Source organism: Roseateles saccharophilus, from assembly GCF_031458095.1.
Classification (GTDB): Bacteria; Pseudomonadota; Gammaproteobacteria; order Burkholderiales; family Burkholderiaceae_C; genus Pelomonas; species Pelomonas saccharophila_A.
On sequence record NZ_JAVDXU010000001.1, the window covers coordinates 401,020 to 423,500 of the forward strand.

Genomic DNA, 22,481 nt, shown 5'->3' on the forward strand with positions numbered 1-22,481 from the left:
TCGCAGCGCAGCGGCGCAAGCGGACCGAGATGAGCAAGATGCCGGCTTCCTTCGATTCCTCCGACCTTGCTTCATGTCCTCCTCTCGATTCCGTGCCTCCCTGCTCTCCCTGCTGCTGGCCCCGCTGTGTGCTCACGCGGCAGCCAGCGACCCCGGCGAATGGGCCGGCCTGATCGAGGTGGAAGGCCGTGCGGCCTTCTGGCGCCTGCGTGCCGAGTTCGTCGACCACCAGCCCCGCCTGGCCTACGCCATGCCGGGTGGTGGCGTGAATGCGGGCGGTGACTGGCAGCCGCTGCCGGGCGCAACGATGGACGACGGCCGCGTCGGCTTCACGCTGCCGGCTGCCATGGGCGGCCTGCCATGCGCCGCGCAGCGCGACGGCGAGACGCTGCTGTCTGCAGCGGCCGATCGCTGCCGCTTGTCGATGGTCCAGGTGGCGACCGCGGCGCAGCCCGCCGTCGCCCCGGGCCTGTATCGGCTGGGCGATGGCCGACTCGTGTCGGTCGGGTCCTTCACCGATTTTCCGCAGCCCACCGTCATCGAATTCGGTTCGGGCCGCTGGTCCTTCCTCTTCGAACGCGGCGCGGGCGTAGCCACCGCCGGGCCGTCGCTGCAATCGCCCTGGCCGGTGCGCCTGACACTGAAGCAATTGCCCGCGCAGCAGCAGGGCCAACGCTTGCTCTGGGCCGAAGCTGGCGCCAAGCCGCTGGTCGGCGAGCGCGTCCATATCGTCGAGCGCCCGCTGCGCTGGACCAACGGCGCCATGAGCCTGGCCGGCACGCTGATGCTGCCGGCCACACCAGGCCCGCACGCCACCGTCGTGCTCGCACCCATGTCCACCAATGCGCCGCGCGAGGCCTATCGCCAGCAGGCCGAGTTCTTCGTCAGCCAGGGGCTGGCCGCTCTCATCTACGACAAGCGCGGCGTCGGCGAGTCCAAGGGCGATACGCGCGAGACCGGCCTCAACGACCTGGCCGACGACGCCGTCGCGGCGGTGCGCCTGCTCAAGCAGCAACCGGGCGTCGATCCAGGCCGCATCGGCGTCTGGGGCCACTCCCAAGGCGGGTGGGTCGCCCCGATCGCGGCAGCGCGCAGCAGCGACGTCGCCTTCGTCATCGCGCAGTCCGGCCCGTCCGTCACCGCGGCCGAGCAGGAGATCTACCGCGTCGAGACCAGCGCACGCAACGAAGGCCTGAGCGCTGCGGACGTGGCCGAGGCGGCCGACTACGAGCGCCGCCTGATGCACTGGGTGAAGACCGGCGAAGGCCGCGACTGGCTGGAAGCGGCCGCCCGCACCAAGACCGACGCGCGCTGGGCCCACCTGGTGGAGTTCCACGAGAAGCTGCCCGACCTGCCGAGCCGGCGCGCCCAGACCTTCTGGTATTTCGACCCCATGCCTTCCTACGCCCAGGTCAAGGTACCCATGCTCGCCGTCTTCGGCGACCGCGACGCCTTCGTGCCCGTGGAGCGCAGCGTGACCCTGCTGCGCCAGGCCCTCGCGCAGGCCGGCAATCGCGACCACCAGATCACCCTCCTCGACCACGCCGCCCATGGCCTGTGGGCGACCGACCTCGACAGCGGGCACAAGGCCGCCACCACGACGGGCTTTCACGCCGACTACTTTCCAACGCTGGTGCGCTGGATGAAGGCGCATGGGCTGACCGGGCCAGACAACGGCAAGCGCTGAACGCCTGGTTGCGCAAAACCTCACGCTCCTGACGGCCGTCCCGGGCTGCCAGCAGTACGTCCGTCGCTGGCTGAGCGACAAGCCTCAGCGCCCGTCGCCGGCTTGCGGGCTGTACTTGTCACCATCCATTGCAGCTCGGCGGGTCATTTGGCGATATCAATGGCGGATGCGAATCCATGAGAAGAAGAAGCACAGCGTCGGCCCCCTGCTGCTCGCAGCCTCCCTCGGCCTGACGGCCTGCGGCGGCGGAGGCAGCAGCTCCCCGGCACCCGCGCCGGCACCAACTCCATCGCCCGCACCGGCACCGGCACCAACGCCGACCCCGCCTGCGCCGCCACCGGCCCCTGCTCCTTCACCTGCGCCCTCGCCCGCTCCTTCACCTGCCCCCGGCGCCGTACCGCAGATCGGCGGCTGCGATGTCTTCTCGGTCACGGCCGTGTTCAACACGCGCATCGACGACGCTCAACGTTTCCCCGTGCACGCCAGCAGCGCGACGTGGATCAACAGCATCGGCGGCACGAGGTCGTTTCATCCGGACTGGGGCACCAGCGAGAACCAGCAACAGACGGCCGACTACTACGGCATCCCGTACAACGTGGTGGACGGCAGCACCGCAGCCACGGCCACCACGGATTGGCCGACGGTCTCCTTCAACCCCACCGACCCACGCGCCGGCAACGGCGACAGCGCGCCCGACGAGAGCGACTGCGCCGCGCCCGTCGGTGGCGGCTACAGCCTGGTGCGCGACTGCACGACGCTGACCGCGCCCAACCGCCGCTTCCCCTTCCCGCGCGACGACGTGATCAAGGCCGAGGGCGGCGCCTGCAACGACGCCCAGCAATGCGGCGACCGCCATGTGCTCGTGGTGGAGCAAGGCAGCTGCCGGCTGTGGGAGAGCTATGCCAGCTATCACGTCAACTCGCAGTGGTACAGCTACTCGACGGCCGCCTGGGACCTGAAGAGCAACGCCATGCGGCCCGACACCTGGACCTCGGGCGACGCCGCCGGCCTGCCCATGCTGCCGCTGCTGGCGCGCGCCACTGAAGCCAGCGCCGGTGAGATCCGCCATGCCTTGCGCGTCACGCTGCGCGACAGCGTGCTCGCCCGCAGCCACGTGTGGCCCGCACGCCACCACGCGGGTGGCGACACGGTGGGCGGCGTGCCCTTTGGTGCCGTCATGCGCCTGAAGGCCGGCTTTGTGCCACCGGCCTCCTGGAGCGCCCAGGCCAAAGCCGTCGCAATCGCGATGCAGCGCTACGGCCTCTATGTGGCCGACATCGGCTCCGACCTCTATGTGCAGGGCGAGCCGAGTGCGCAGTGGCAGGACGCGACCATCTCCAACTTGAAGACGCTGAGGGCGTCGGACTTCGAGTTCGTGGACATGGGCGCGGTCACGGGAGACAGCCGGTTCAACGGCAACTCCTTGCAGGGCAACTGGTAGCGGGCAACGAGTCGCGGGGCGGCTTTGTCAGGCCGCCTTGGACGGGCCGCGGCCCACCCAGACGAAGGCGCTGGCGCTGGCCGCCACGGCCACGGCAGCCGCGACGACGGCGGCCCAGCGGAACGACGCGGCCAGTGCGGCGCCCTGCAGGGCCAGCACGCCGCCGAGCAAGGCCGTGGCGATCAGGCCGCCGGTGCGGGCGATGGCGCTGTTGAAGCCAGACGCCACGCCGGTGTGCTCGGCCTGGGCCGAGGCCAGTACGGCCGTGGTCAGCGGTGCCACCGCGCCGGCCATGCCCAGCGAGATCACCAGCAGCGCCGGAAACACCGTGAGCCAGTAGCTGCCGGCGTGCTCGATGCGCAGCGCCAGCACGCAGCCCGCGGCCACCACCAGCGGTCCGATGACGAGCGGCGGCCGCGAACCGGTGCGCGCGGCCAGCTTGCCCATCGCCGACGAGCTGATCGCGATGACCACCGGCAGCGGCAACAGCGCCGCCCCGGCCGCCGTGGCCGAATAGCCATGCGCCTGGATGAGCAGGTAGGGCACCAGCACCAGCAGCCCGCCGAGCGCGCCATACAGCAGCAGCGTGAGCAGCGACAGGCCCACGAAATCGGCGGATCGGAACAACGACAGCGGCAGCATCGCCTGCTCGCCCCGGCGTCTCTCCACGAGGACGAACACGCCCAGCGCCAGCAGCCCGGCGCCGAGAACGGCCAGCGTCATGGCGTCGGCATGCTGCGCCGCGCTCCAGCGCGTCAGCGCCCAGGTCTGAGCGCCGAGCGCGGCCGACGCCAGCAGTCCGCCGGCCAGGTCCAGCGGCGCGCGGCCCTGCTCGGGCTCGTTCGGCACGTAACGCAGCGCCAGCGCGATGGCCGCCGCGGCGATCGGCAGGTTGATGAGGAAGATCGAGCGCCAGCCCACGACGTCGATCAGCCAGCCGCCCAGCAGCGGGCCCACCGCTCCCGCGGCGGCACCCACGGCGGCCCAGATGCCGATGGCCCGCCCGCGCGCCTCGCCACTGAAGCTGGCGCCGAGGATGGCCAGGCTGTTGGGCATCAGCAGCGCCGCGCCGATGCCCTGCAGCACGCGGCCTGCCACCAGCCACGCCATGCCCGGCGCCAGCGCGCACAACAGCGACGCGGCGGCGAACAGCACCGTGCCGATGACCAGCAGCCGGCGCCGCCCATACAAGTCGCCGGCTGCGCCGCCGATCATCAGCAGCGCCGACAACGGCAGCAGGTAGCCGTTGAGCACCCAGGCGAGTTCGATGCGGCTGTCATCCAGGCTGCGGCCGATGGCGGGCAGGCCGACGTTGACGACCGAACCGTCGATGAAGGCCAGGCTGGAGGCGAGGATGGTGGTGGCGAGGATCCATGCCGCGTGCGGCGGCGAGGCCGTCGCCGCCTCGGGCTTGGCCGCGGCGATGGAACGGTCACAGGAAGGGTGCAGCGGGGCGCTCATGGCCGGGCTCCTGATATGGATTGAAGAACACCTTCATCGGGGACCGTTCAGCATCAAGCACACCAAGGTGCGCAAGGCTTGCGGCCAGGTCTGCGACGCATCGACGGTGGGCGACGCGGCAGCGTGAGAAGTGGCAGTGGCCATGTCGTTTCGACAGCGGTGCAGTGCGGGGATGTGGGGCTGCCGGCTCGGCAGACGTGGGGCAAGGATTGAGCCCGCAAGCCGCCCCGAGCCGCCTGGACTTTCGAGCGGACTTCGGACGACGCCGCCGGCCTGCCCATGCTGCCGCGACTGGCGCGCCGAAGCCAGCGCCGGCGAGATCCTCACCCAGCCAGCGCGGCCGACGGCCCGGTGAGCCAGCAGTTACAGAAGACCGGGTAAGCCCGATGGTCGAACTAATTGTTCGGGGCTCGAATTAATTTGCCTGATGACAACGCTGCCATGGCAGCCGTCGCAGGCGTCTTTCTTCCATCAAACAAACGACATCGGAGACATATGAAATCCACCCACCGCGCGTTGGGCGCAGCCGCCGCCTTCGTCGCCCTGACCCTCGCCTCCTCGACGAGCGCTCAAGCCGCCACCTGGGCCGCCTCCTCGCCCGCGACGGCGTCCTGTTCTGCTCCCAACCTGTTCGCCAGCTGGACCTACGGCAAGTACACCTTCAACAACGACGTCTGGTCGCCCTGCGGCGGCGTGGCCGCCGGCGCGCAGACGATCTGGGCCAACACGAATGCCGACTGGGGCGTCTGGTCCGACCAGCCCAACACCGGCGGCATCAAGTCCTATCCGCACATTGGCTACACGGTGAACCGGACGATCAGCTCGATGTCGCAGCTGTCATCGACCATCTCCGCCACCACGCCGGCCGGCGGCGCCTGGGAATCCGCCTACGACATCTGGGTGGGCAACAACGCCCACGAGATCATGCTGTGGCTGAACTACACCGGCACCGCGGCCGGCTGCGGCAACGTCAAGCCCATCTCCTACAACTGGACCGCGCAAGGCTGCGCGATTCCCGTCTACACCAACGTCAACGTGGGCGGCGCCACCTGGAACGTCTACCGCGGCAACAACGGCAGCAACATGGTCTATTCCTTTTTGCGCACCACCAAGACCAACAACACGACCATCGACGTGCTGGCCATCCTCAACTACTTGAAGAACCTCGGCTGGATGGCCGACCTGGTGGTGGGTGATGTGCAGTACGGCTTCGAGATCACGTCGTCGTCGGGGGGAATGAACTTTGGGTCGAAGAATTTCTCGGTGACCGTGAAGTAGGCGTGGGGCCGGTGGCGCCGCGGGGTAAGTCGTACCCAGTGCGCGCTGAGGTGTCTGCGCACAGTCGCGCCCGCATCTGTTCCCCGACAGCGTGCTTGTCCCAGCCAGTTCTGGCCGGCCCGCCATCACGCTGGCCGGCCAACGCGTGCCTATGGCGCCGTCACGCGCCTCAAGTCCAGCTTTGTGCCGCCGGCCTCCTTGGGACGAAGCTGGGCTTTAGATTTAAGACCTCGTATCTGACCCCGATCCTGAGGATCCCGAGGATGCGCCCAGAGCGCAGCGGCAGGGCGCGACGATCCCGGACGCTGAGGCCGTCAGACTTCGAGTTCGTGGACATGGTTCTATCTAGATAGAACACTTGCTAGACAGCCGCCCTCCAGTGTGTACAAATGCCGTTCGACGCTACAAACGCACAAGGGAGAAAAAAGGATGATCGAATCATTCCTCAAACTAATTGAACCGTATCCCCTATGGGCCCGAATTGCGATTGTCACAGGGTTAATTGTGGTCGGCGCGGCATTGGTTTTTGGACGTCAATCGATAACTTCCGCCGAAGCCGAAACCGCAACCAACGCAACCGGCACAGTCTATCTGCGAATCAACGGCATCACACTGTATCCAGACGACCCCGATGCCGAACTTCAGATTATAAGCTCAGTAAATAGAACTGAATATATTTTCCCAAGCGTGGCGGGTGTAAAGTGGATGAAAGTAGGGCCAGCAATGGGGAAAAAAATAATACCACTTCCGGAAGCAGATAGCTATGAAATTTGGTTCAAAATGAATTACAAATCCGGGAAAGTCGCTCGCGCGCAAGATCCAATTACAATATATAAAAGCAAGGCACTGGCCACAAATGCACGAGCCACCGCATCAATTCCATATTCTGGAAAGTACAAGCTATACCCCGTAAAAAGCGATACAGCCTCACCCGCCGTCGTGGCTGTTGTTTCATTTGAAATCACTCAAAGCGGCGAGTAACACAAGCAATTCGGAGGTTGAGAATGCTTAATTATATTCAAAGCAAAGCCCACCAAGCGATGCTCATCGCCGGCCTAAGCTTGACTTGCACATCGCCCATGGCCGCCGACTCCCCCAAACAAGTTGTATTGATTATTAAGCAAGTCGCTTTCTATGGAGACTCAAAGCCAGACGATGGAGAAGAGGTACATATAAAAGCGATTGTAAATGACACAGTCTATTCATTAGTCCGGGCCTGCTGTCACGACGGCCATGCACTTCTTCTAAAAACCGAGAAATCGTTCCCACTCCCCAACGATTCAAATTATTCCGTTCGGTTCGAATTGCTACGACCCGGCATGTCATTACCCAGCAGCTCCAACACCATACGACGCTACAATGCAAAGAGCGCATATATCAGTACGCAACCAGACCCTGCGAGGCGATGGCTCGGATTGATTCCTGTTTCCATTGCTAACGCCCAGCCCATATCGGGCGAGTATCCATTGTATGAAGTTCGCAACGGGACCCGAGAAGCAGCAGTTTCCGCAGTAGTTCACTATCAACTTGCGCTTAAGACTGAATAGCTCTGCAGCCCATCCAAGACTTTTGTCATGGAATCGAGCTCGGGCCTCAAACCAAAAATACTAGAAGACCATTCCGTCGGTCACTTTGGCAAGCCATGCCGCCGAGCATCGCAGGGCGCCGAGGCGCGTGCGCAGCACGCTTCGTGAACTGGCTCCGCGCAACCGTTTGACAAGGGCGTAGCGACGGGAGTTTTGCGCGGGCCTCGGTGCTCCAGAAGCGCAGGGAACCCCTCGCAACGCAAGGGGCGGCGGAACCAGGGCGGTTTCTTTGCTTACTTCTTGGGCGCCCAAGAAAGTGAGTCACCCGCGGGGCGAACTCCCCGCTGGGCCTCACGCGCCAAGCCGCTGCCGCGACATACGCACTATCCACATCGCGGCATCGCACTGGCGACACACCCCGCATGCTTGAATAACGTCTCCCGCGCGCAGGCCGCCCAGAGCATCCAGACAAGAGCCCGCCGCAGCCAGGGGCAGCTAGGAGACAAACCCATGACGACGTCACTTCGGCAGCTGGCCAACCGCCTCCTGCTCGCCGCCACGGCAACGGCGCTGGCGAGCACCGCCCACGCCGACTTCACCATCGGCCAGACCGCCGGCCACACCGGCCAGGTGGCGGCCAGCGTGGGTGAGGCGACCAAGGGCGCCAAGCTCTATTTCGACATCGTCAATGCCGGCGGCGGCATCAACGGTCAGAAGATCAACCTGGTGTCGCTGGACGACAAGTTCGATCCCAAGATCGCGGCGGCCAACGCCAAGCAGCTGATCGACCAGGGAGTCATCTCGCTGTTCCTGAACCGCGGCACGCCTCACACCCAGGCCATCATGCCGCTGCTGACCGAGCACAAGGTGCCGCTGGTGGGCCCGTCGACGGGCGCCATGGTGCTGCACAAGCCGGTCCACCCCTGGCTCTTCAACGTGCGCGCCACCTACCAGCGCGAGGCCGAGCGGGCCATCGAGCACCTGAGCCTGATCGGCATGGAGCGCATCGCCATCGTGCAGGTGGACGACAGCTTCGGAGACGACGCCGTCCAGGGCGCCATGGCCGGCCTCACCAAGACCAACAAGAAGCCCATCGCCCACGAGAAGTACGACCGCGCCAAGCCCGACTTCGCTCCCATCGTGCCCAAACTGCTGGAGAAGCAGCCGCAGGCCGTGATGTTCATCGGCTCGGGCACGGCCGTCGTGGCGGGCATGAAGGCGGTGCGCGCGGCCGGCTCGACGGCCCAGCTGGTGACCCTGTCCAACAACGCCTCGATGGGCTTCATCAAGGACCTGGGCGACATCGCCTACGGCGTCATCGTCAGCCAGGTCTTCCCTTATGAGCGCTCCATCGCCAAGCCCATCATCAAGGAGATCTCCGAGGCAGCCCAGAAGGCCGGCGTGGACCTGACGCCGACGGTCGTCGAGGGCTATGTGTCGGCCAAGGTGCTGGTGGAGGGCCTGAAGCGCGCCGGCAAGACCCCCACGCGCCAGAGCCTGCGCGATGCGCTGGAAGGCATGGGCCGCTTCGACGTGGGCGGCATCGAGGTCGGCTACGGGCCCAAGGACCACAGCGGCCTGGACTATGTGGACCTGGCCATCATCGACCAGAACGGCAAATTCCGGCGCTGAGCCGGGACCGAGGACAGGCCACTGCGGCCTGTCCGACGCCCGGCGAAGGACTGCCGCCATGCAGGGCGGCTGGCATGAGTCGGAGCGCCTGCGCCCGTATCTTTTTTCGAACGCCCAAGGCTTCGTTTCTAGGGGCGGCCGCAAGGGCCGCCCTTTCCATTTTTGCCCCGCCTGCCCTGCTCGCGACCTTCCTGGCATGCAATTGGTATCAAACCAATGACGAGCTTGCCGGGCAAGCGCCGGACGCTGGTATCTCTTCTATGACAATTGGCCAAATTCCGAGCCGATCGAGGGCCTGTTGACGCGCCGAGACACACGCACTCCACCCCAGCAGATTTCCCTCTTTCATTGATTGGTATCTCAGTGGTACCTTGCGCCGCGTTGACTGGTGGCTGCCCGTGGGCGGCCCCGTCGGCAGGCGCGCTGCGAGCCGCAGTTGAGTAGTTCTCGCAGACCCGCAGGCCACGCCCTGGCGCGGCCCGCCCACCTACCGCAGAGACCCATCATGCGAAGAGCCCCCTCGCCCCTGAAACCTCCTCCCTTGCCGCACAAGCGCGTGCGCAGCGCCATCGGTCTGCTGGCCAGCGGCCTGCTTGCGCTGAGCGTGCATGCCGCCAGCTACCCGGCCTGGAAGCCCGACACCTACTACGCCGCCGGCTCCCTGGTCACCTACCAGGGCCGCAACTACAAGGCCCTGGTCAACCAGACCGACTACGCCAGCACGGGCTGGAACCCGACCAATGGCAGCCTGTGGCAGGACATCGGCGCCGCGGACGGCAGCACGCCCCCGCCGCCTCCTCCCCCACCGCCGCCTCCGCCGCCCCCTCCTCCACCGCCGCCGCCGGCCAGCAGCACCTGGGACGCCAACACGGCCTACACCCAGGGGCAGACCGTGGTCATCGCCGGCGTGACTTACAAGGCCAACTGGTGGACCCGCGGCGAGGATCCGCGCACCAACAACGGCCCGGTTGGCAGCGGCAAGCCCTGAACCATCGTCAGCGGCAACCCGCCGCCTCCTCCGCCTCCTCCGCCTCCTCCGCCTCCTCCGCCTCCTCCGCCTCCTCCGCCGCCTCCTCCGCCGCCTCCACCCCCGCCACCTCCTCCTCCGCCGCCACCTCCGCCGCCACCTCCTCCGCCGCCGCCCTCAGGCACGCACTCGCTGGTGGGCTATCTGCACGCCAGCTTCGCCAACGGCTCGGGCTATGTGCGCATGGCGGACGTCAGCGACCTGTGGGACCACATCAACCTGTCCTTCGCGGAGCCGACCTCGGCGACCTCGGGCGAGGTGGCGTTCAAGCGCTGCCCGGTGGGCGAGTGCCCCAACGTCGAGTCCGACGCCGACTTCCTGGCCGCCATCAAGGCCAAGCAGGCCGCGGGCAAGAAGGTGCTGATCTCCATCGGCGGGGCCAACGGCCAGGTGCGGCTGGAGTCCGCCGCGGCGGTCACGGCCTTCGTCGGTTCGGTCGCCAGCATCATCGACCGCTGGGGACTGGACGGCCTGGACGTGGACTTCGAAGGCCACTCCCTGCAGCTCAATGCGGGTGACAGCAATGTCGCCAGCCCGACCACGCCCGTGGTGGTCAACCTCATCAGCGCGTTGAAGCAGCTCAAGGCGCGCTATGGCAGCAAATTCGTGCTGACCATGGCGCCCGAGACCTTCTTCGTGCAGCTGGGCTACAGCTTCTACGGCGGCACCTGCTCGGGCTGCGACACGCGAGCCGGCGCCTATCTGCCGGTCATCTACGCGCTGCGCAACGACCTCACGCTGCTGCATGTGCAGGACTACAACTCGGGACCCATCACCGGGCTGGACAACCAGTACCACAACATGGGTACGGCCGACTTCCATGTCGCCATGACCGACATGCTGTTGACCGGCTTCACCGTCGCGGGCACGGGCTTCAAGTTCCCGGCGCTGCGGCCCGACCAGGTCGCCATCGGCCTGCCGGCCAACTCGTATGCCGGCGGTGGCTTCACCCCGGTGGCCGAGGTGCAGAACGCGCTGAACTGCCTGACCCAGCTGCGCAACTGCGGCAGCTACGCGCCCCGCACGCCGACGCTGGGCCTGCGCGGCGTGATGACCTGGTCGATCAACTGGGACCGTTACAACGGCAACGAGTTCTCGGTCAACCACAAGGCCTATCTGAACGCCCTGCCCAAGCCCTGAGGCACTGAGCCTCGGCACGGCCCGCCCGGTCTTTCGGCCTGGCGGGCCTTTTCTTTGGACGGGCGACGAGTTGACAGGCAGTTGGATTTAACCGACACCACGACCAACCCGGCAAAGCTATGGTGCCGCCGCCATGCCTTCCACGCCCTCGCCCCGACTCTGGGACATCTCCCCCACCGTCGCCCCCGACGCCCCCATCTTCCCGGGCGACGAGCCCTACAGCCTGCGCTGGACGGCCCAGCTGTCGCCGGGCTGCCCGGTCAATCTCAGCGCCATCACCATGAGCCCCCACGTAGGCGCTCATGCGGATGCCCCCCTGCACTACGCCAACGACGCGCCGGCCATTGCCGAGGTGCCGCTGGACACCTATCTCGGCCGCTGCCGCGTCATCCACGCCATTGGCGCCGCGCCACTGATCAAGGTCGAGCATCTGCGGCACGCTGAACGCGACCTGCCGCCGCGCGTGCTGGTGCGTGTCTGCGAGAAGGCCGACACGGTGTGGAACCCCGCCTTCACGGCCTATGCCCCCGAGGCCGTCGAATGGCTGGCCGCGCGCGGCGTGCGCCTGATCGGCATCGACACGCCCAGCGTGGACCCGGCCGACTCCAAGGTGCTGGACAGCCACCAGCAGCTGCGCCGTCACGACCTGCGCGTGCTGGAAAACCTCGTGCTCGACGACGTGCCCGCGGGCGACTACGAGCTGATCGCCCTGCCACTCAAACTCCAAGGCGCCTGCGCTTCGCCCGTGCGCGCCATCCTGAGGGAACTGAAGCCATGAATATCGAAGACGCCAAGCGGCTCGACGCCGCCGATCCCCTGCGCTCGCTGCGCGACCTTTTCACCCTGCCCGACGGCGTCACCTATCTGGACGGCAACTCCCTGGGCGCCCTGCCCAAGGCGACGCCGGCACGCATCCAGCGCGCCGTGGAGCAGGAGTGGGGTCAGGGCCTGATCAAGAGCTGGAACAGCGCCGGCTGGATCGACCTGCCGCGCCGCCTGGGCGACCGGCTGGCGCCCTGGCTGGGCGCGCGCCCGGGCGAGGTGCTGGTGGCGGACTCGACCTCGGTCAACCTCTACAAGGTGCTGCACGCGGCCCTGCAGCTGCAGCAGGGCAAGCGCAAGGTCGTCATCAGCGAGCGCAGCAACTTCCCGACCGACAACTACATCGCCCAGAGCGTGGTGCGGGCCCATGGCGGCGAGTTGATCCTGACCGAGTCGCCCGAGGACATCCCGCCGCTGCTGGACGAGCGCTGCGCCGTGCTGATGCTGACGCATGTCAACTACCGCAGCGGCCGCATGCACGACATGGCCCTGCTGACACGCTGGGCCCACCAGGCTGGCGCCCTGGCCGTGTGGGACCTGGCGCACAGCGCCGGCGCCGTGCCCATCGACCTGCTCGGGGCGGCGGCCGACTTCGCCATCGGCTGCGGCTACAAATACCTGAACGGCGGCCCCGGCGCGCCGGCCTTTGTGTGGATGCACCCGCGCCACGAGGGCCAGGTCTGGCAGCCGCTGACGGGCTGGCTGGGCCACGCCAACCCCTTCGACTTCGACAGCGAATACCAGCCCGCCCCGGGCATCCAGCAATACCAGTGCGGCACGCCCGCGGTGCTGGCCATGACCGGCCTGGACACGGCCCTGGACGTGTTCGACGCGGCCCAGAAGCTCGGCGGCATCAAGGCCCTGCGCAACAAGTCGCTGGCCCTGACCGAGGCCTTCATCGGCGGCGTCGAGCAGCGCGTGCCCGGCGCCGTCATCGCCACGCCGCGCGACTCGGCCATGCGCGGCTCGCAGGTGTCGTTCTCCCTGCCCCAGGGCGTGGACGGCTATGCCGTCATGCAGGCGCTGATTGCCCAGGGCGTCATCGGCGACTTCCGCGCCGGTGACCCCGAGCTGCTGCGCTTCGGCTTTGCGCCGCTGTACAACGGCTTTGCCGACGTGGCGCGGGCTGTCGACGTGCTCGTCGACATCCTGGAGACCAAGTCCTGGGACGCACCCCAGTTCACGTCTCGCTCGAAGGTGACCTGAGCATGTCCGACGTCCAACACCACGGCGCCCAGCTCGATTTCTCCAAGGACATGAGCTATGGAGACTATCTCCAGCTCGACGCCATCCTGAACGCGCAGAAGCCGCTCTCGCCTGACCACAACGAGATGCTCTTCATCGTGCAGCACCAGACCTCGGAGCTGTGGATGAAGCTGATGCTGCACGAGCTGCACGCGGCCGTCGCCAATGTGGCGGCCGACCGCCTGCCCGAGGCCTTCAAGATGCTGGCCCGCGTCTCACGCATCATGGAGCAGCTCGTCCACGCCTGGGATGTGCTGGCCACCATGACGCCGCCCGAGTACAGCGCCGTGCGGCCCTATCTGGCCAAGAGCAGCGGCTTCCAGAGCGCGCAGTACCGGCGCATCGAATTCACGCTCGGCAACAAGAACGCCGCCATGCTCAAGCCCCACGAGCACCGGCCCGACCTGCTGGCCCAGGTGAAAGCGGCCTACGAGGCGCCGTCCCTCTACGACGAGGCGCTGAAGCTGATGGCCCGCCGCGGCATCCCGGTGCCGGCCGCCAACCTCAGCCGCGACTGGACCCAGCCCCATGTGGCCGACGAGGGCGTCAAGGAAGCCTGGCTGACCGTCTACCGCGCGCCCGAAAAGAACTGGGACCTCTACCAGATGGGCGAGGAGCTGGTCGATCTGGAGGACGCCTTCCGCCTCTGGCGCTTCCGCCATGTGACGACGGTGGAGCGTGTCATCGGCTTCAAGCGCGGCACCGGCGGCACGGGCGGCGTCAGCTATCTGCGCAAGATGCTGGACGTGGTGCTGTTCCCGGAGCTGTGGGCGCTGCGGACCGACCTGTAGCGAGTTTGCGGCCTTCCTGACCTGGGTCAAAACGGCGTCGCCCGCGGCTGGCTAGCCTACATGGCTTGTCGCTTGCGTGCGGCTCAGGACGACCCATGATGAATCGCTTCCCCTTCGTCTCGCCCGATCTGGGCACCCTGCTGGGGCGCAGCGGCCTGTGGCCCCTGCGCCTGGGCGGGCGCGAGCTGCTGCCTATCGTGCAGGGCGGCATGGGCATAGGCATCAGCGCCAAGGGCCTGGCCGGTGCCGTGGCGGCCGAGGGCGGCATGGGCACGCTGAGTTCGGTGGACCTGCGCCGCCACCATGCCGACCTGATGGAAGCCACGCGCGACTGCCGCGCCGGCGATGCGGCCAAGCGGCGCATCGACGCCGCCAATCTGGAAGCGCTGGACCGGGAGATCGCCGGTGCACGTGAACGCTCTCAGGGCCGCGGGCTCATCGCGCTGAACGTGATGCGCGCGGTCGGCGAGTACGCGGCCTCGGTCAAGCGCGCGCTGGCCGCGGGCGTGGACGCCATCGTCGTCGGCGCCGGGCTGCCGCTGGACCTGCCCGATCTGGCCCAGGACCACCCCCGCACCCTGCTCATCCCCATCCTCAGCGACGCGCGCGGCGTGCAGCTCATCATCAGGAAATGGGAGCGCAAGAAGCGCCTGCCGGACGCCATCGTCATCGAGCACCCGCGCCTGGCCGGCGGCCACCTGGGCGCCGCGCGCATCGCCGACCTGGGCGACAAGCGCTTCGACTTCGACCAGGTGCTGCCCGCCTGCCGCGAGTTCTTCAAGCAGGCTGGCCTGGAGCGCGAGATCCCGCTGATCGCGGCCGGCGGCATCCGCAGCTTCGGGGACGTGCAGCGCCTGCAATCGCTGGGCGCGGCGGGGGTCCAGCTGGGCACGCCCTTTGCCGTGACCGCCGAGGGCGACGCCCACCCCGAGTTCAAACGGGTGCTGGCCGAGGCGCGCGACGAAGACATGGTGGAGTTCACCAGCGTGGCCGGGCTGCCGGCACGCGCCGTGGCCACGCCCTGGCTGAAGAACTATCTGCGCCTGGAGCCCCGGCTGCAGGCCGCGGCCCACGCCAAGGCGCGCTGCACCAAGGTCTTCGACTGCCTGGCCCAATGCGGCCTGCGTGACGGCCTCAAGGACTGGGGCCAGTTCTGCATCGACAACCAGCTCGCCGCGGCGCTGCGCGGCGACGTGAACAAGGGCCTGTTCTTCCGCGGCGTCGGCGCCCTGCCCTTCGGCAGCCAGATCCGCAGCGTGCGGGAACTGCTCGAACGCCTGCTTACACCCCCACCGGTCACCGCCTGAGCCCTGTCCTTCGGCAGGGGCGGCGCGGCAAAACTAAACTCATGGCTTCGACTCAGAAAAGGTCCTGGCCATGGACACCCGCACCCACGAAACCCGCCTGCGCATCGAGCGCATCCGCGATGCCCTGAATGCCCAAGGCGTGCACGCCTTGCTGGTGCCGTCCAGCGACCCGCATCTGTCCGAATACCTGCCCGACCGCTGGCAAGGCCGCCAGTGGCTGTCGGGTTTCACCGGCTCGGTCGGCAGCCTGGTCGTCACGCGCGACCGCGCCGCGCTGTTCGCCGACAGCCGCTACTGGGCCCAGGCCGAGGCGCAGATCGCCGGCAGCGGCATCACGCTGGAGAAGATGGCCACCGGCGCGTCGACGATCTACATCGACTGGATCGCCCAGCAGCTGCAGCCCGGCCAGGTGCTGGCCGTAGACGGCCAGGTGCTGGGCCTGTCGCTGGCCAACGCGCTGCGCGCGGCCATGCAACGCGCCGGCGTGACGCTGCGCACCGACCTTGACCTGCTGAAGGCCGCCTGGGAAGACCGCCCCGGCCTGCCCACCGAGCCCGTCTACGAGCACGCCGCGCCCTTTGCCGTCGTGTCGCGCACCGACAAGCTGGCCCGCGTGCGCAAGGCCATGGCCAGCGTTGGCGCCAGCCACCACCTGGTCTCGACCGTGGATGACCTGGCCTGGCTGCTCAATCTGCGCGGCAGCGACGTCGAGTGCAACCCCGTCTTCATCGCTCATCTGCTGATCGACGCCACCGGCGGGCGTCTCTTCATCGCCGACGGCAAGGTGCCGGCCGACGTGGCTGCCCGCCTGGGGGCCGACGGCATCACGCTCGCCCCTTATGACCAGGCCGCCAAGGCCCTGGCTGCCCTGCCCGCCACCGCCAAGCTGCTGATCGACCCGCGCCGTGTGACCCTGGGCCTGCGCGAGGCGGTGCCGGCCACGGTGGCCGTCGTCGAGCAGATCAACCCCAGCACGCTGCTGAAGAGCCGCAAGACGGCCGAGGAAGCCGCCTTCATCCGCGCGGCCATGGCCGAAGACGGCGCGGCCATGTGCGAGTTCTATGCCGACTTCGAGGCCTCGATGGCCCGCGGCGAGCGCTGGAGCGAGCTGGATATCGACACCAAGCTCAGCGCCGCCCGCAAGAAGCGCCCCGGCTTCGTCGGCCTCTCCTTCAGCACCATCGCCGGCTGGATGGCCAATGGCGCCCTGCCCCACTACCGCGCCACGCCCGAGTCCTTCGCGCACATCGAGGGCAACGGCCTGCTGCTGATCGACTCCGGCGGCCAGTACCACGGCGGCACGACGGACATCACGCGCGTCTGGCCCATCGGCACGGTCAGCGCGGCACAGAAGCGCGACTACACGCTCGTGCTCAAGGGCACGCTGGCCCTGTCGCGCACCCGCTTCCCGCGCGGGACCTTGAGCCCCATGCTGGACGCCATCGCCCGCGCGCCGCTGTGGGAGCACGGCCTGGACTATGGCCACGGCACCGGTCACGGCGTGGGCTATTTCCTGAATGTGCACGAAGGCCCGCAGAGCATCAGCAAGGCAATCGCCGAGCCGGCCATGGCCATGGAGCCCGGCATGATCACCTCCATCGAGCCGGGCCTGTACCGGCCGGGACAGTGGGGGGTGCGCATCGAGAACCTGGTGCTCAACGTCGCCATCGACACGCCGGAGAAAAACGCCTTTGGCGAGATGCTGGAGTTCGAGACGCTGACGCTGTGCCCCATCGACACGCGCTGCATCGACCTGAGCCTGATGCGTGCCGACGAGATCGACTGGCTGAACCGCTATCACGCCACGGTGCGCGAGCGCCTGGCGCCGCTGGTCAGCGGCGCGGCCCTGGCCTGGCTGATCCAACGCACCGAGCCCCTGGCCGCATGAGCGCCGCGCCGGGCCGCCCCAAGCAAGCTCGCTCCCGCTTGGCGGGACAGCGCGTAGCGCGAAGGGTGCACCAGTGAGACGGCTGGCCGCACTGCTGCTGATCGCGGCGGGCGCGGCCGGCGCGCAGACACGCTATGAAGGCCTGTGCGATGCGTCGGCAGCCGTGGCGCTGGATGCGCGCCATTTCATCGTCGCCGATGACGAACACAACCGGCTGACCATTTACCGGCGCGGCGAGGTCCGGGCCGTCAGCCAGGTCGACCTCGACAAGTTCCTGAAGGCCGACAAGGAGGCTGACCTCGAAGGCGCGGCCCAGGTCGGCAACCGCATCTACTGGATCGCCTCGCATGCGCGCAACAGCGCGGGCAAGGTCCGCGAGGACAGGCAGCGCTTCTTTGCGACCGAGATCCGCGGCAGCACCATCGAGCCCATCGGCAAGCCCTACACGGTCCTGCTGGCCGACCTGCTGGCGGCCGCGCCCCTGGCGCCGCTGAAGCTGTCCGACGCCGCCGGCCGCGCGGCCGAGGCCATGGGCGGCTTCAATATCGAAGGCCTGGCCGCAGCGCCCGACGGCAGCCTGTTGATCGGCCTGCGCAATCCCATCCCGCAGGGCCGTGCCCTCATCATCCCGCTGCTGAACCCGGCGGCGCTGGTGGAGGGCAAAGGGCCGGCACGCTTTGGCAGCGCCATCCGCCTGGACCTGGGTGGGCGTGGCGTGCGCTCCCTCGAGCGCATCGGCAACGGCTATCTGATCGTGGCCGGCCCGACGGGCGACGAAGGCACGTTCGCCCTGTTCCGCTGGAGCGGCAAGCCCATCGACATGCCGGTGCCGGTCAAGGCCGAGCTGGGCACGCTGCGGCCCGAGGCCTTGTTTGCCTGGCCCGATGGGCAGATCACGCTGCTCAGCGACGACGGCGGCGTCATGGTCGGCAACAAGGCCTGCAAGGACGCCGACAAGGGCAAGCGCACCTTCCGGGCCCTTGACGTCAAGTCCTAGTCAAAGCGCCAGCTTGAGCACTGCGTCCGCCGCCGCGAAGCTGGTGGCCAGTTGCGCTTTCACACTCGCCAGTTCGGCCGCGGGCCTGCCCTGCGCTTGCATGGATTGCAGCAGCCCGCGCAGCGCCCAGCCGCTGGTGGGATGTTCGGCCAGGTCGGCCCTGAAACTGGCCTCGGCCTGAGCCCATCGCGCGGCCTTGAGTTGCATCTCGCCCAAGGCCAGGCGCGAGCCGGCCGCCAGCATCGGCGGCTCGTTGCGGTCGATGAACTTGCCGGCCTCGACGGCCTGTGCCTGCAACTCCAAGGCCGCGTCGGCGCGCCCCTCGGCCAGCGCGATCTCGGCAGCCAAACGCGCCTTGGCCACCTGGGCCAGGCCGCGGGTGACCTTCTCCCTGTACTGGTCGCGGGCGTTCTCGCTGATCAACCGCTCCGCCACGGGTGCGAGCTGCGCGTAGGTTTGCTGCGCTTCGGCGATGCGCCCGGTGCGCACCAGGGCCACGCCCCGCGCCTGCTGAGCCAGCACGATCGCCACGCCCAGGCTGCCAGCAGGCAGGGGCTCGGCCAGCACGGCCTCCCAACGCTCCAGCCGCATCAGCGTCAGCAGGGGCAGGCTGCGCTGGTACTCACCGAACACGTAATTCTTGCCTTCTGCCATCTCGGCGCTGCGGCGTGCATTCACGAGAGCCACCTCGCCACGGCCCTGCATCAGCGCGGCAAACCACAGATAGGAGCGGTTGTGCATGCGCCATTCCTTGCCGGCCGAGAAGCCCTGGCGCTCCAGCTCGGCTTCGCGCGCATCGTCCAGGGCCAGAGCGCGCTCGTTGACGGCGGCCGCCTCGGCATAACGCCCCAGCAGGCCGAAGGTGTGGGAGGGCATGTGCACGAGATGGGGCGACTGCGGCGCCAGGCTGTCAAGACGCTCGGCCGCGGCGATGGCGCGATGCGCCTGGCGGGGCGTGTCCACGGCGTGGATCAGGTAATGGTTGACGCCGGTGTGCTGTGGATGGCGGGCCACCGCGGCCTCCAGCCGGGTGGCCAAAGTACCGACGCGGCCATGCGGCGTGCCACTGTCGTCATCCCACCAGTCGTCGCGGGTGGCGACCAACTCGGCTTCCGCCCACAGCGACAGCAGATCGGGATCGTCCGGCGCGCGGTCAGCAAGCGCATGCAGGCGGTCGGCATACGCGACGTCCAGCGGATCGGGGCGCCTGGCTGAATCTCCGGACTTCTGGCCGCAGACCGGCGCGCTCAGCACCGCCACCTCGGCACTCTGGCTCGCATGGGCGTAGCGCAACGCCATCGCGTCGATCAGCTCGTGTTCGCGCGGGCTGGCACCGGCGCGCAGGTGCACGGCCAGGTCCACATAGCGCCTGGCTTCGGCGAGGTTGCCGCGCTCCGGTGCATTGATGTTGGGACCGAGCTGCCAGGCCACACCCCAGGCGCACAACGCACAGCCGGGGTCGACCGCCAGCGCGGCCTTGAACATGCGCACCGCCTCGTTCTCGTTGAAGGCATAGGCCTGGGCCATGCCCTGGCCGAAGAGACGGCGGGCTTCTTCCGAGCGCGTCGTCACCGCGAGGTCGACGCTGCCATAACCCTCCAGGCGCGGTGCACGGGCGCTGCGGTCCACCTGCAGAGGCATGCCCGAGCAGGAAGCCAGCACGCAAAGGGAGACGAGGCTCAGGCGCCACGACAAGGAGCGAGCGCGGCCGGCGGAAGGCTGAGGCATTGTTATGAGGTTCCCTGACAAAGCCGGGAGCCTAGGCGCGGGCTTCGTGCCTCGCCATTGGGCCGAGTCCTTAGGCGGTGGAAGACTGCCGCACGGCCGGATAGCGCCACACCAGGGCCGCACTCACGAGCAGCTGGATCAGCACGCCGGCAAACACCGGCACGGCGCTGTCCGCATGCCCGAGGAAAGGCGCCACCAGCTGTGTGCCCAGAGCGCCCACGGCCAGCAGGGCCAGCACCAGCAGGGCCGTGGCACGGCCCATCTGCGCAGGCGGCAGGGCCAGCGCATCGACGAAGGTGGCCGGGCCGCGGATGGCCAGCGCACCGCAGAAACACATCCAGTAGGCTGCCACCACGGCGTAAGGCAGTTGCGCCCCGCTCCAGGCCAGCAACAGCGCCACGGTGCAGGCCACCAGCTGCACCACGCTGCCCAGCCTGACGACGCGCGCATGGCCCAGGCGCGCAGCCAGCTTGCCCGACTGCGAGGCACCGATCATGAAGGAGCCCACACCCAGCACCTGCAGCAGCGCGAAGGCCGCCGTGCCCAGGCCCAGGGTGTGCTGCAGCAGCTGCGGCGCGCTGGCCAGGAAGGTCAGCAGCGCGCCTATGCACAGCGCGTGCGAACCGGCCAGGCGCAGATAGCTGCGGTTGCGCAGGATGCCGAAGTAGCCGGCGTCATGCTCGAGGTTGAGGCCGGGCAGCTTGCGCGGCGCGATCTTCACCACCCAGGGCAGCACCAGCAGGGCCAGGGCCGCCAGCACCCAGAAGGTGCCGCGCCAGTCGGTCACGCGCAGCATCAGCGCGCCCAGCACCGGCCCGGCGGCGGGCACGATGGCTTCGACCATGGAGATGGCGGCAATGCCGCGCACCACATCGGCATCGGCCAGCGTGGCGCGCACGACGGTGGGTGCGACGACAGTGGCCGCGGCAGCCGACACGCCCTGCAGCAGGCGCAGCACCAGCAGGGTCTCGATATTGGGCGCCAGGGCGCAGCCCAGGCTGGTCAGCACCAGCAGCAACAGGCCGATCTCGATGCTGCGGCGCGGGCCGAGCCGGTTCAGCAGCTCGCCCCACAGCAGTTGGGCACCGGCCAGGCCGGCGAGGTAGACGGCCACGGTGGCCTGGGCCAGCGGCACGCTGATGCCCATGCCGGCCTGCAGGGCGGGCACGGCGGGCAGATAGAGATCCATCGCGGCCATGCTGACGCCGGTGACAAAGGCCAGCGGCAGGATGGTTCGTATCGATGCAGATGCGGGCGGGGAATGCATGCGGGAGCCTCTTCTTCACAGAGGGCGCCCTTGTCCTGTCGACCCCGCCCAGCGTGGCGGAAGCCTCGTCGCTTCCGTCGCAGCACCCCTCGGCAGAGACGGTGTCGCGGCACTCGCCGCGGCACGTTGCGCATTCTAGGCAAGGCAAACTGCTGGTCATGGACCAGGTGGATATTGCCGTCATCGGCGCCGGCGTCGTGGGCCTCGCGATCGCCCGTGAGCTGGCGCTGCGCGGGCGCGAAGTCGTCCTCATCGAGGCTGCGGGCGCCATAGGCACGGGCATCTCCTCGCGCAACAGCGAGGTCATCCACGCCGGCCTCTACTACCCGGCCGGCAGCCTGAAGGCGAAGCTGTGCGTGAGGGGCAAGCAACTGCTCTACGACTACTGCGCGGCGCGCGACATTGCGCACAGCCGCTGCGGCAAGCTCGTTGTCGCGACGCGTGGGCAGGATCTGCCGCGCCTGGAGCAGATTGCCGCCAGCGCTGCAGCGAATGGTGTCAACGACCTGCGTCTGCTGAGCCAGGCGCAAACGCTGGCCCTGGAGCCGGCCCTGCAGGCCGCCGGCGCCCTGCTGTCTCCGTCCAGCGGCATCGTCGACAGCCACGGCCTGATGACCTCGCTGCTGGCCGATGCCGAGAACGCCGGCGCGACGCTGGCGCTGGCGAGTCCCGTCACGGGCGGGCTGCGCGAGGCGAAAAGCTGGCGGCTGCGGGTCGGCTCGGACTTCGAGCTCGGCGCGCGCTGCGTCATCAATGCGGCCGGCCTCTTTGCCGCTCAGGTCGCCGAGTCCATCGGCGCACCCCGGCCACGGCTGCGCTTTGCGCGCGGCCACTATTTCTCGCTGGCCGGCCGGGCGCCCTTCTCGCGGCTGATCTACCCGCTGCCGGTGGACGGCGGCCTGGGCGTGCACCTGACGCTGGACCTGGGCGGCCAGGCCCGCTTCGGGCCCGACGTGCAATGGCTGCCCGATGCCGATCCGGCGACCCTGGACTACGCCGTCGACCCCGCCTTGGCCCCGGCCTTCGAGGCCGAGGTGCGCAGCTATTGGCCGGGCCTGCCGGCGGGCGCGCTGCAGCCGGCCTACAGCGGCATCCGCCCCAAGCTGACCGGCCCGGCCGAAGCGGCGGCGGACTTCCGCATCGACACGGCGACACCCGGCCTGGTGCAGCTCTTCGGCATCGAATCGCCGGGACTGACAGCCTCCCTGGCCTTGGCCGAAGAGGTCGCCGCCCGGCTTTGAGGC

At 68.3% G+C, this 22,481-nt stretch carries 17 protein-coding genes; 14 read left to right on the top strand and 3 right to left on the bottom strand.

Features of this window, described 5'->3' with window-relative positions; genetic code table 11:
* Nucleotides 1–73: 73 nt before the first annotated feature.
* Together J2X20_RS01670 and J2X20_RS01675 are read left to right on the top strand one after the other, a co-directional pair.
* Entirely contained in the window at nt 74–1,687 is a 1,614-nt protein-coding gene (locus tag J2X20_RS01670; RefSeq protein WP_310259934.1) for an alpha/beta hydrolase family protein, read from the top strand.
* A 166-nt stretch (nt 1,688–1,853) separates the two neighbouring features.
* Nucleotides 1,854–3,128 carry a hypothetical protein gene (locus J2X20_RS01675; RefSeq protein WP_310259937.1) on the top strand — a complete coding sequence of 425 codons (1,275 nt, stop codon included), beginning with the start codon at nt 1,854–1,856 and terminating at the stop codon, nt 3,126–3,128.
* A 27-nt stretch (nt 3,129–3,155) separates the two neighbouring features.
* On the opposite strand, the gene J2X20_RS01680 is transcribed toward J2X20_RS01675, so the two are convergent.
* Complete coding sequence (locus J2X20_RS01680) at nt 3,156–4,589, bottom strand: MFS transporter (RefSeq protein WP_025563763.1); 1,434 nt, start codon at nt 4,587–4,589, stop codon at nt 3,156–3,158.
* 495 nt (nt 4,590–5,084) lie between these two features.
* Between J2X20_RS01680 and J2X20_RS01685 the strand changes: the two genes are divergently transcribed.
* The 11 genes from J2X20_RS01685 (at nt 5,085) to J2X20_RS01735 (ending at nt 18,242) form a co-directional block, all read left to right on the top strand.
* Nucleotides 5,085–5,867: a GH12 family glycosyl hydrolase domain-containing protein gene (locus J2X20_RS01685; protein WP_310259943.1), complete on the top strand. Its 783-nt coding sequence runs from the start codon at nt 5,085–5,087 to the stop codon at nt 5,865–5,867.
* 429 nt (nt 5,868–6,296) lie between these two features.
* Complete coding sequence (locus tag J2X20_RS01690) at nt 6,297–6,848, top strand: hypothetical protein (protein WP_310259946.1); 552 nt, start codon at nt 6,297–6,299, stop codon at nt 6,846–6,848.
* A gap of 1,055 nt (nt 6,849–7,903) precedes the next feature.
* Entirely contained in the window at nt 7,904–9,025 is a 1,122-nt protein-coding gene (locus tag J2X20_RS01695; RefSeq protein ID WP_310259949.1) for an ABC transporter substrate-binding protein, read from the top strand.
* 505 nt (nt 9,026–9,530) lie between these two features.
* Complete coding sequence (locus J2X20_RS01700) at nt 9,531–10,013, top strand: carbohydrate-binding protein (protein WP_310259953.1); 483 nt, start codon at nt 9,531–9,533, stop codon at nt 10,011–10,013.
* 174 nt (nt 10,014–10,187) lie between these two features.
* Nucleotides 10,188–11,192, top strand: coding sequence for a chitinase (locus J2X20_RS01705; protein WP_310259956.1), 1,005 nt, complete (start codon nt 10,188–10,190; stop codon nt 11,190–11,192).
* A 133-nt stretch (nt 11,193–11,325) separates the two neighbouring features.
* Nucleotides 11,326–11,970: an arylformamidase gene (gene kynB / locus J2X20_RS01710; protein ID WP_310259959.1), complete on the top strand. Its 645-nt coding sequence runs from the start codon at nt 11,326–11,328 to the stop codon at nt 11,968–11,970.
* Nucleotides 11,967–13,220, top strand: a complete 1,254-nt coding sequence (gene kynU, locus J2X20_RS01715) for a kynureninase (RefSeq protein ID WP_310259962.1) — start codon at nt 11,967–11,969, stop codon at nt 13,218–13,220. The genes kynB and kynU overlap by 4 nt, the downstream gene beginning before the upstream one ends.
* Nucleotides 13,221–13,222: 2 nt before the next feature.
* A complete protein-coding gene (kynA, locus tag J2X20_RS01720; protein WP_310259965.1) occupies nt 13,223–14,050 on the top strand; it encodes a tryptophan 2,3-dioxygenase in 828 nt (275 codons plus the stop codon).
* 95 nt (nt 14,051–14,145) lie between these two features.
* Entirely contained in the window at nt 14,146–15,357 is a 1,212-nt protein-coding gene (locus tag J2X20_RS01725; RefSeq protein ID WP_409034121.1) for an NAD(P)H-dependent flavin oxidoreductase, read from the top strand.
* Between the two features lie 70 nt (nt 15,358–15,427).
* Nucleotides 15,428–17,245, top strand: coding sequence for an aminopeptidase P family protein (locus J2X20_RS01730; RefSeq protein WP_310259968.1), 1,818 nt, complete (start codon nt 15,428–15,430; stop codon nt 17,243–17,245).
* Nucleotides 17,246–17,318: 73 nt separating this feature from the next.
* The gene (locus tag J2X20_RS01735) at nt 17,319–18,242 is read left to right on the top strand and encodes a DUF3616 domain-containing protein (RefSeq protein ID WP_310259970.1); all 924 of its coding nucleotides are present in this window, start codon (nt 17,319–17,321) and stop codon (nt 18,240–18,242) included.
* Here the strand turns inward: J2X20_RS01735 and J2X20_RS01740 are convergent, their stop codons facing one another.
* Both J2X20_RS01740 and J2X20_RS01745 read right to left on the bottom strand, forming a co-directional pair.
* Nucleotides 18,243–19,970, bottom strand: coding sequence for a hypothetical protein (locus J2X20_RS01740; protein ID WP_310259973.1), 1,728 nt, complete (start codon nt 19,968–19,970; stop codon nt 18,243–18,245).
* Nucleotides 19,971–20,040: 70 nt separating this feature from the next.
* Nucleotides 20,041–21,237, bottom strand: a complete 1,197-nt coding sequence (locus tag J2X20_RS01745) for an MFS transporter (protein WP_310259976.1) — start codon at nt 21,235–21,237, stop codon at nt 20,041–20,043.
* Nucleotides 21,238–21,395: 158 nt separating this feature from the next.
* On the opposite strand from J2X20_RS01745, the gene J2X20_RS01750 reads away from it, so the two are divergent.
* Nucleotides 21,396–22,478 (top strand): NAD(P)/FAD-dependent oxidoreductase, encoded by a 1,083-nt coding sequence (locus J2X20_RS01750; protein WP_310259979.1) that lies wholly within the window; start codon nt 21,396–21,398, stop codon nt 22,476–22,478.
* Nucleotides 22,479–22,481 lie beyond the last annotated feature (3 nt).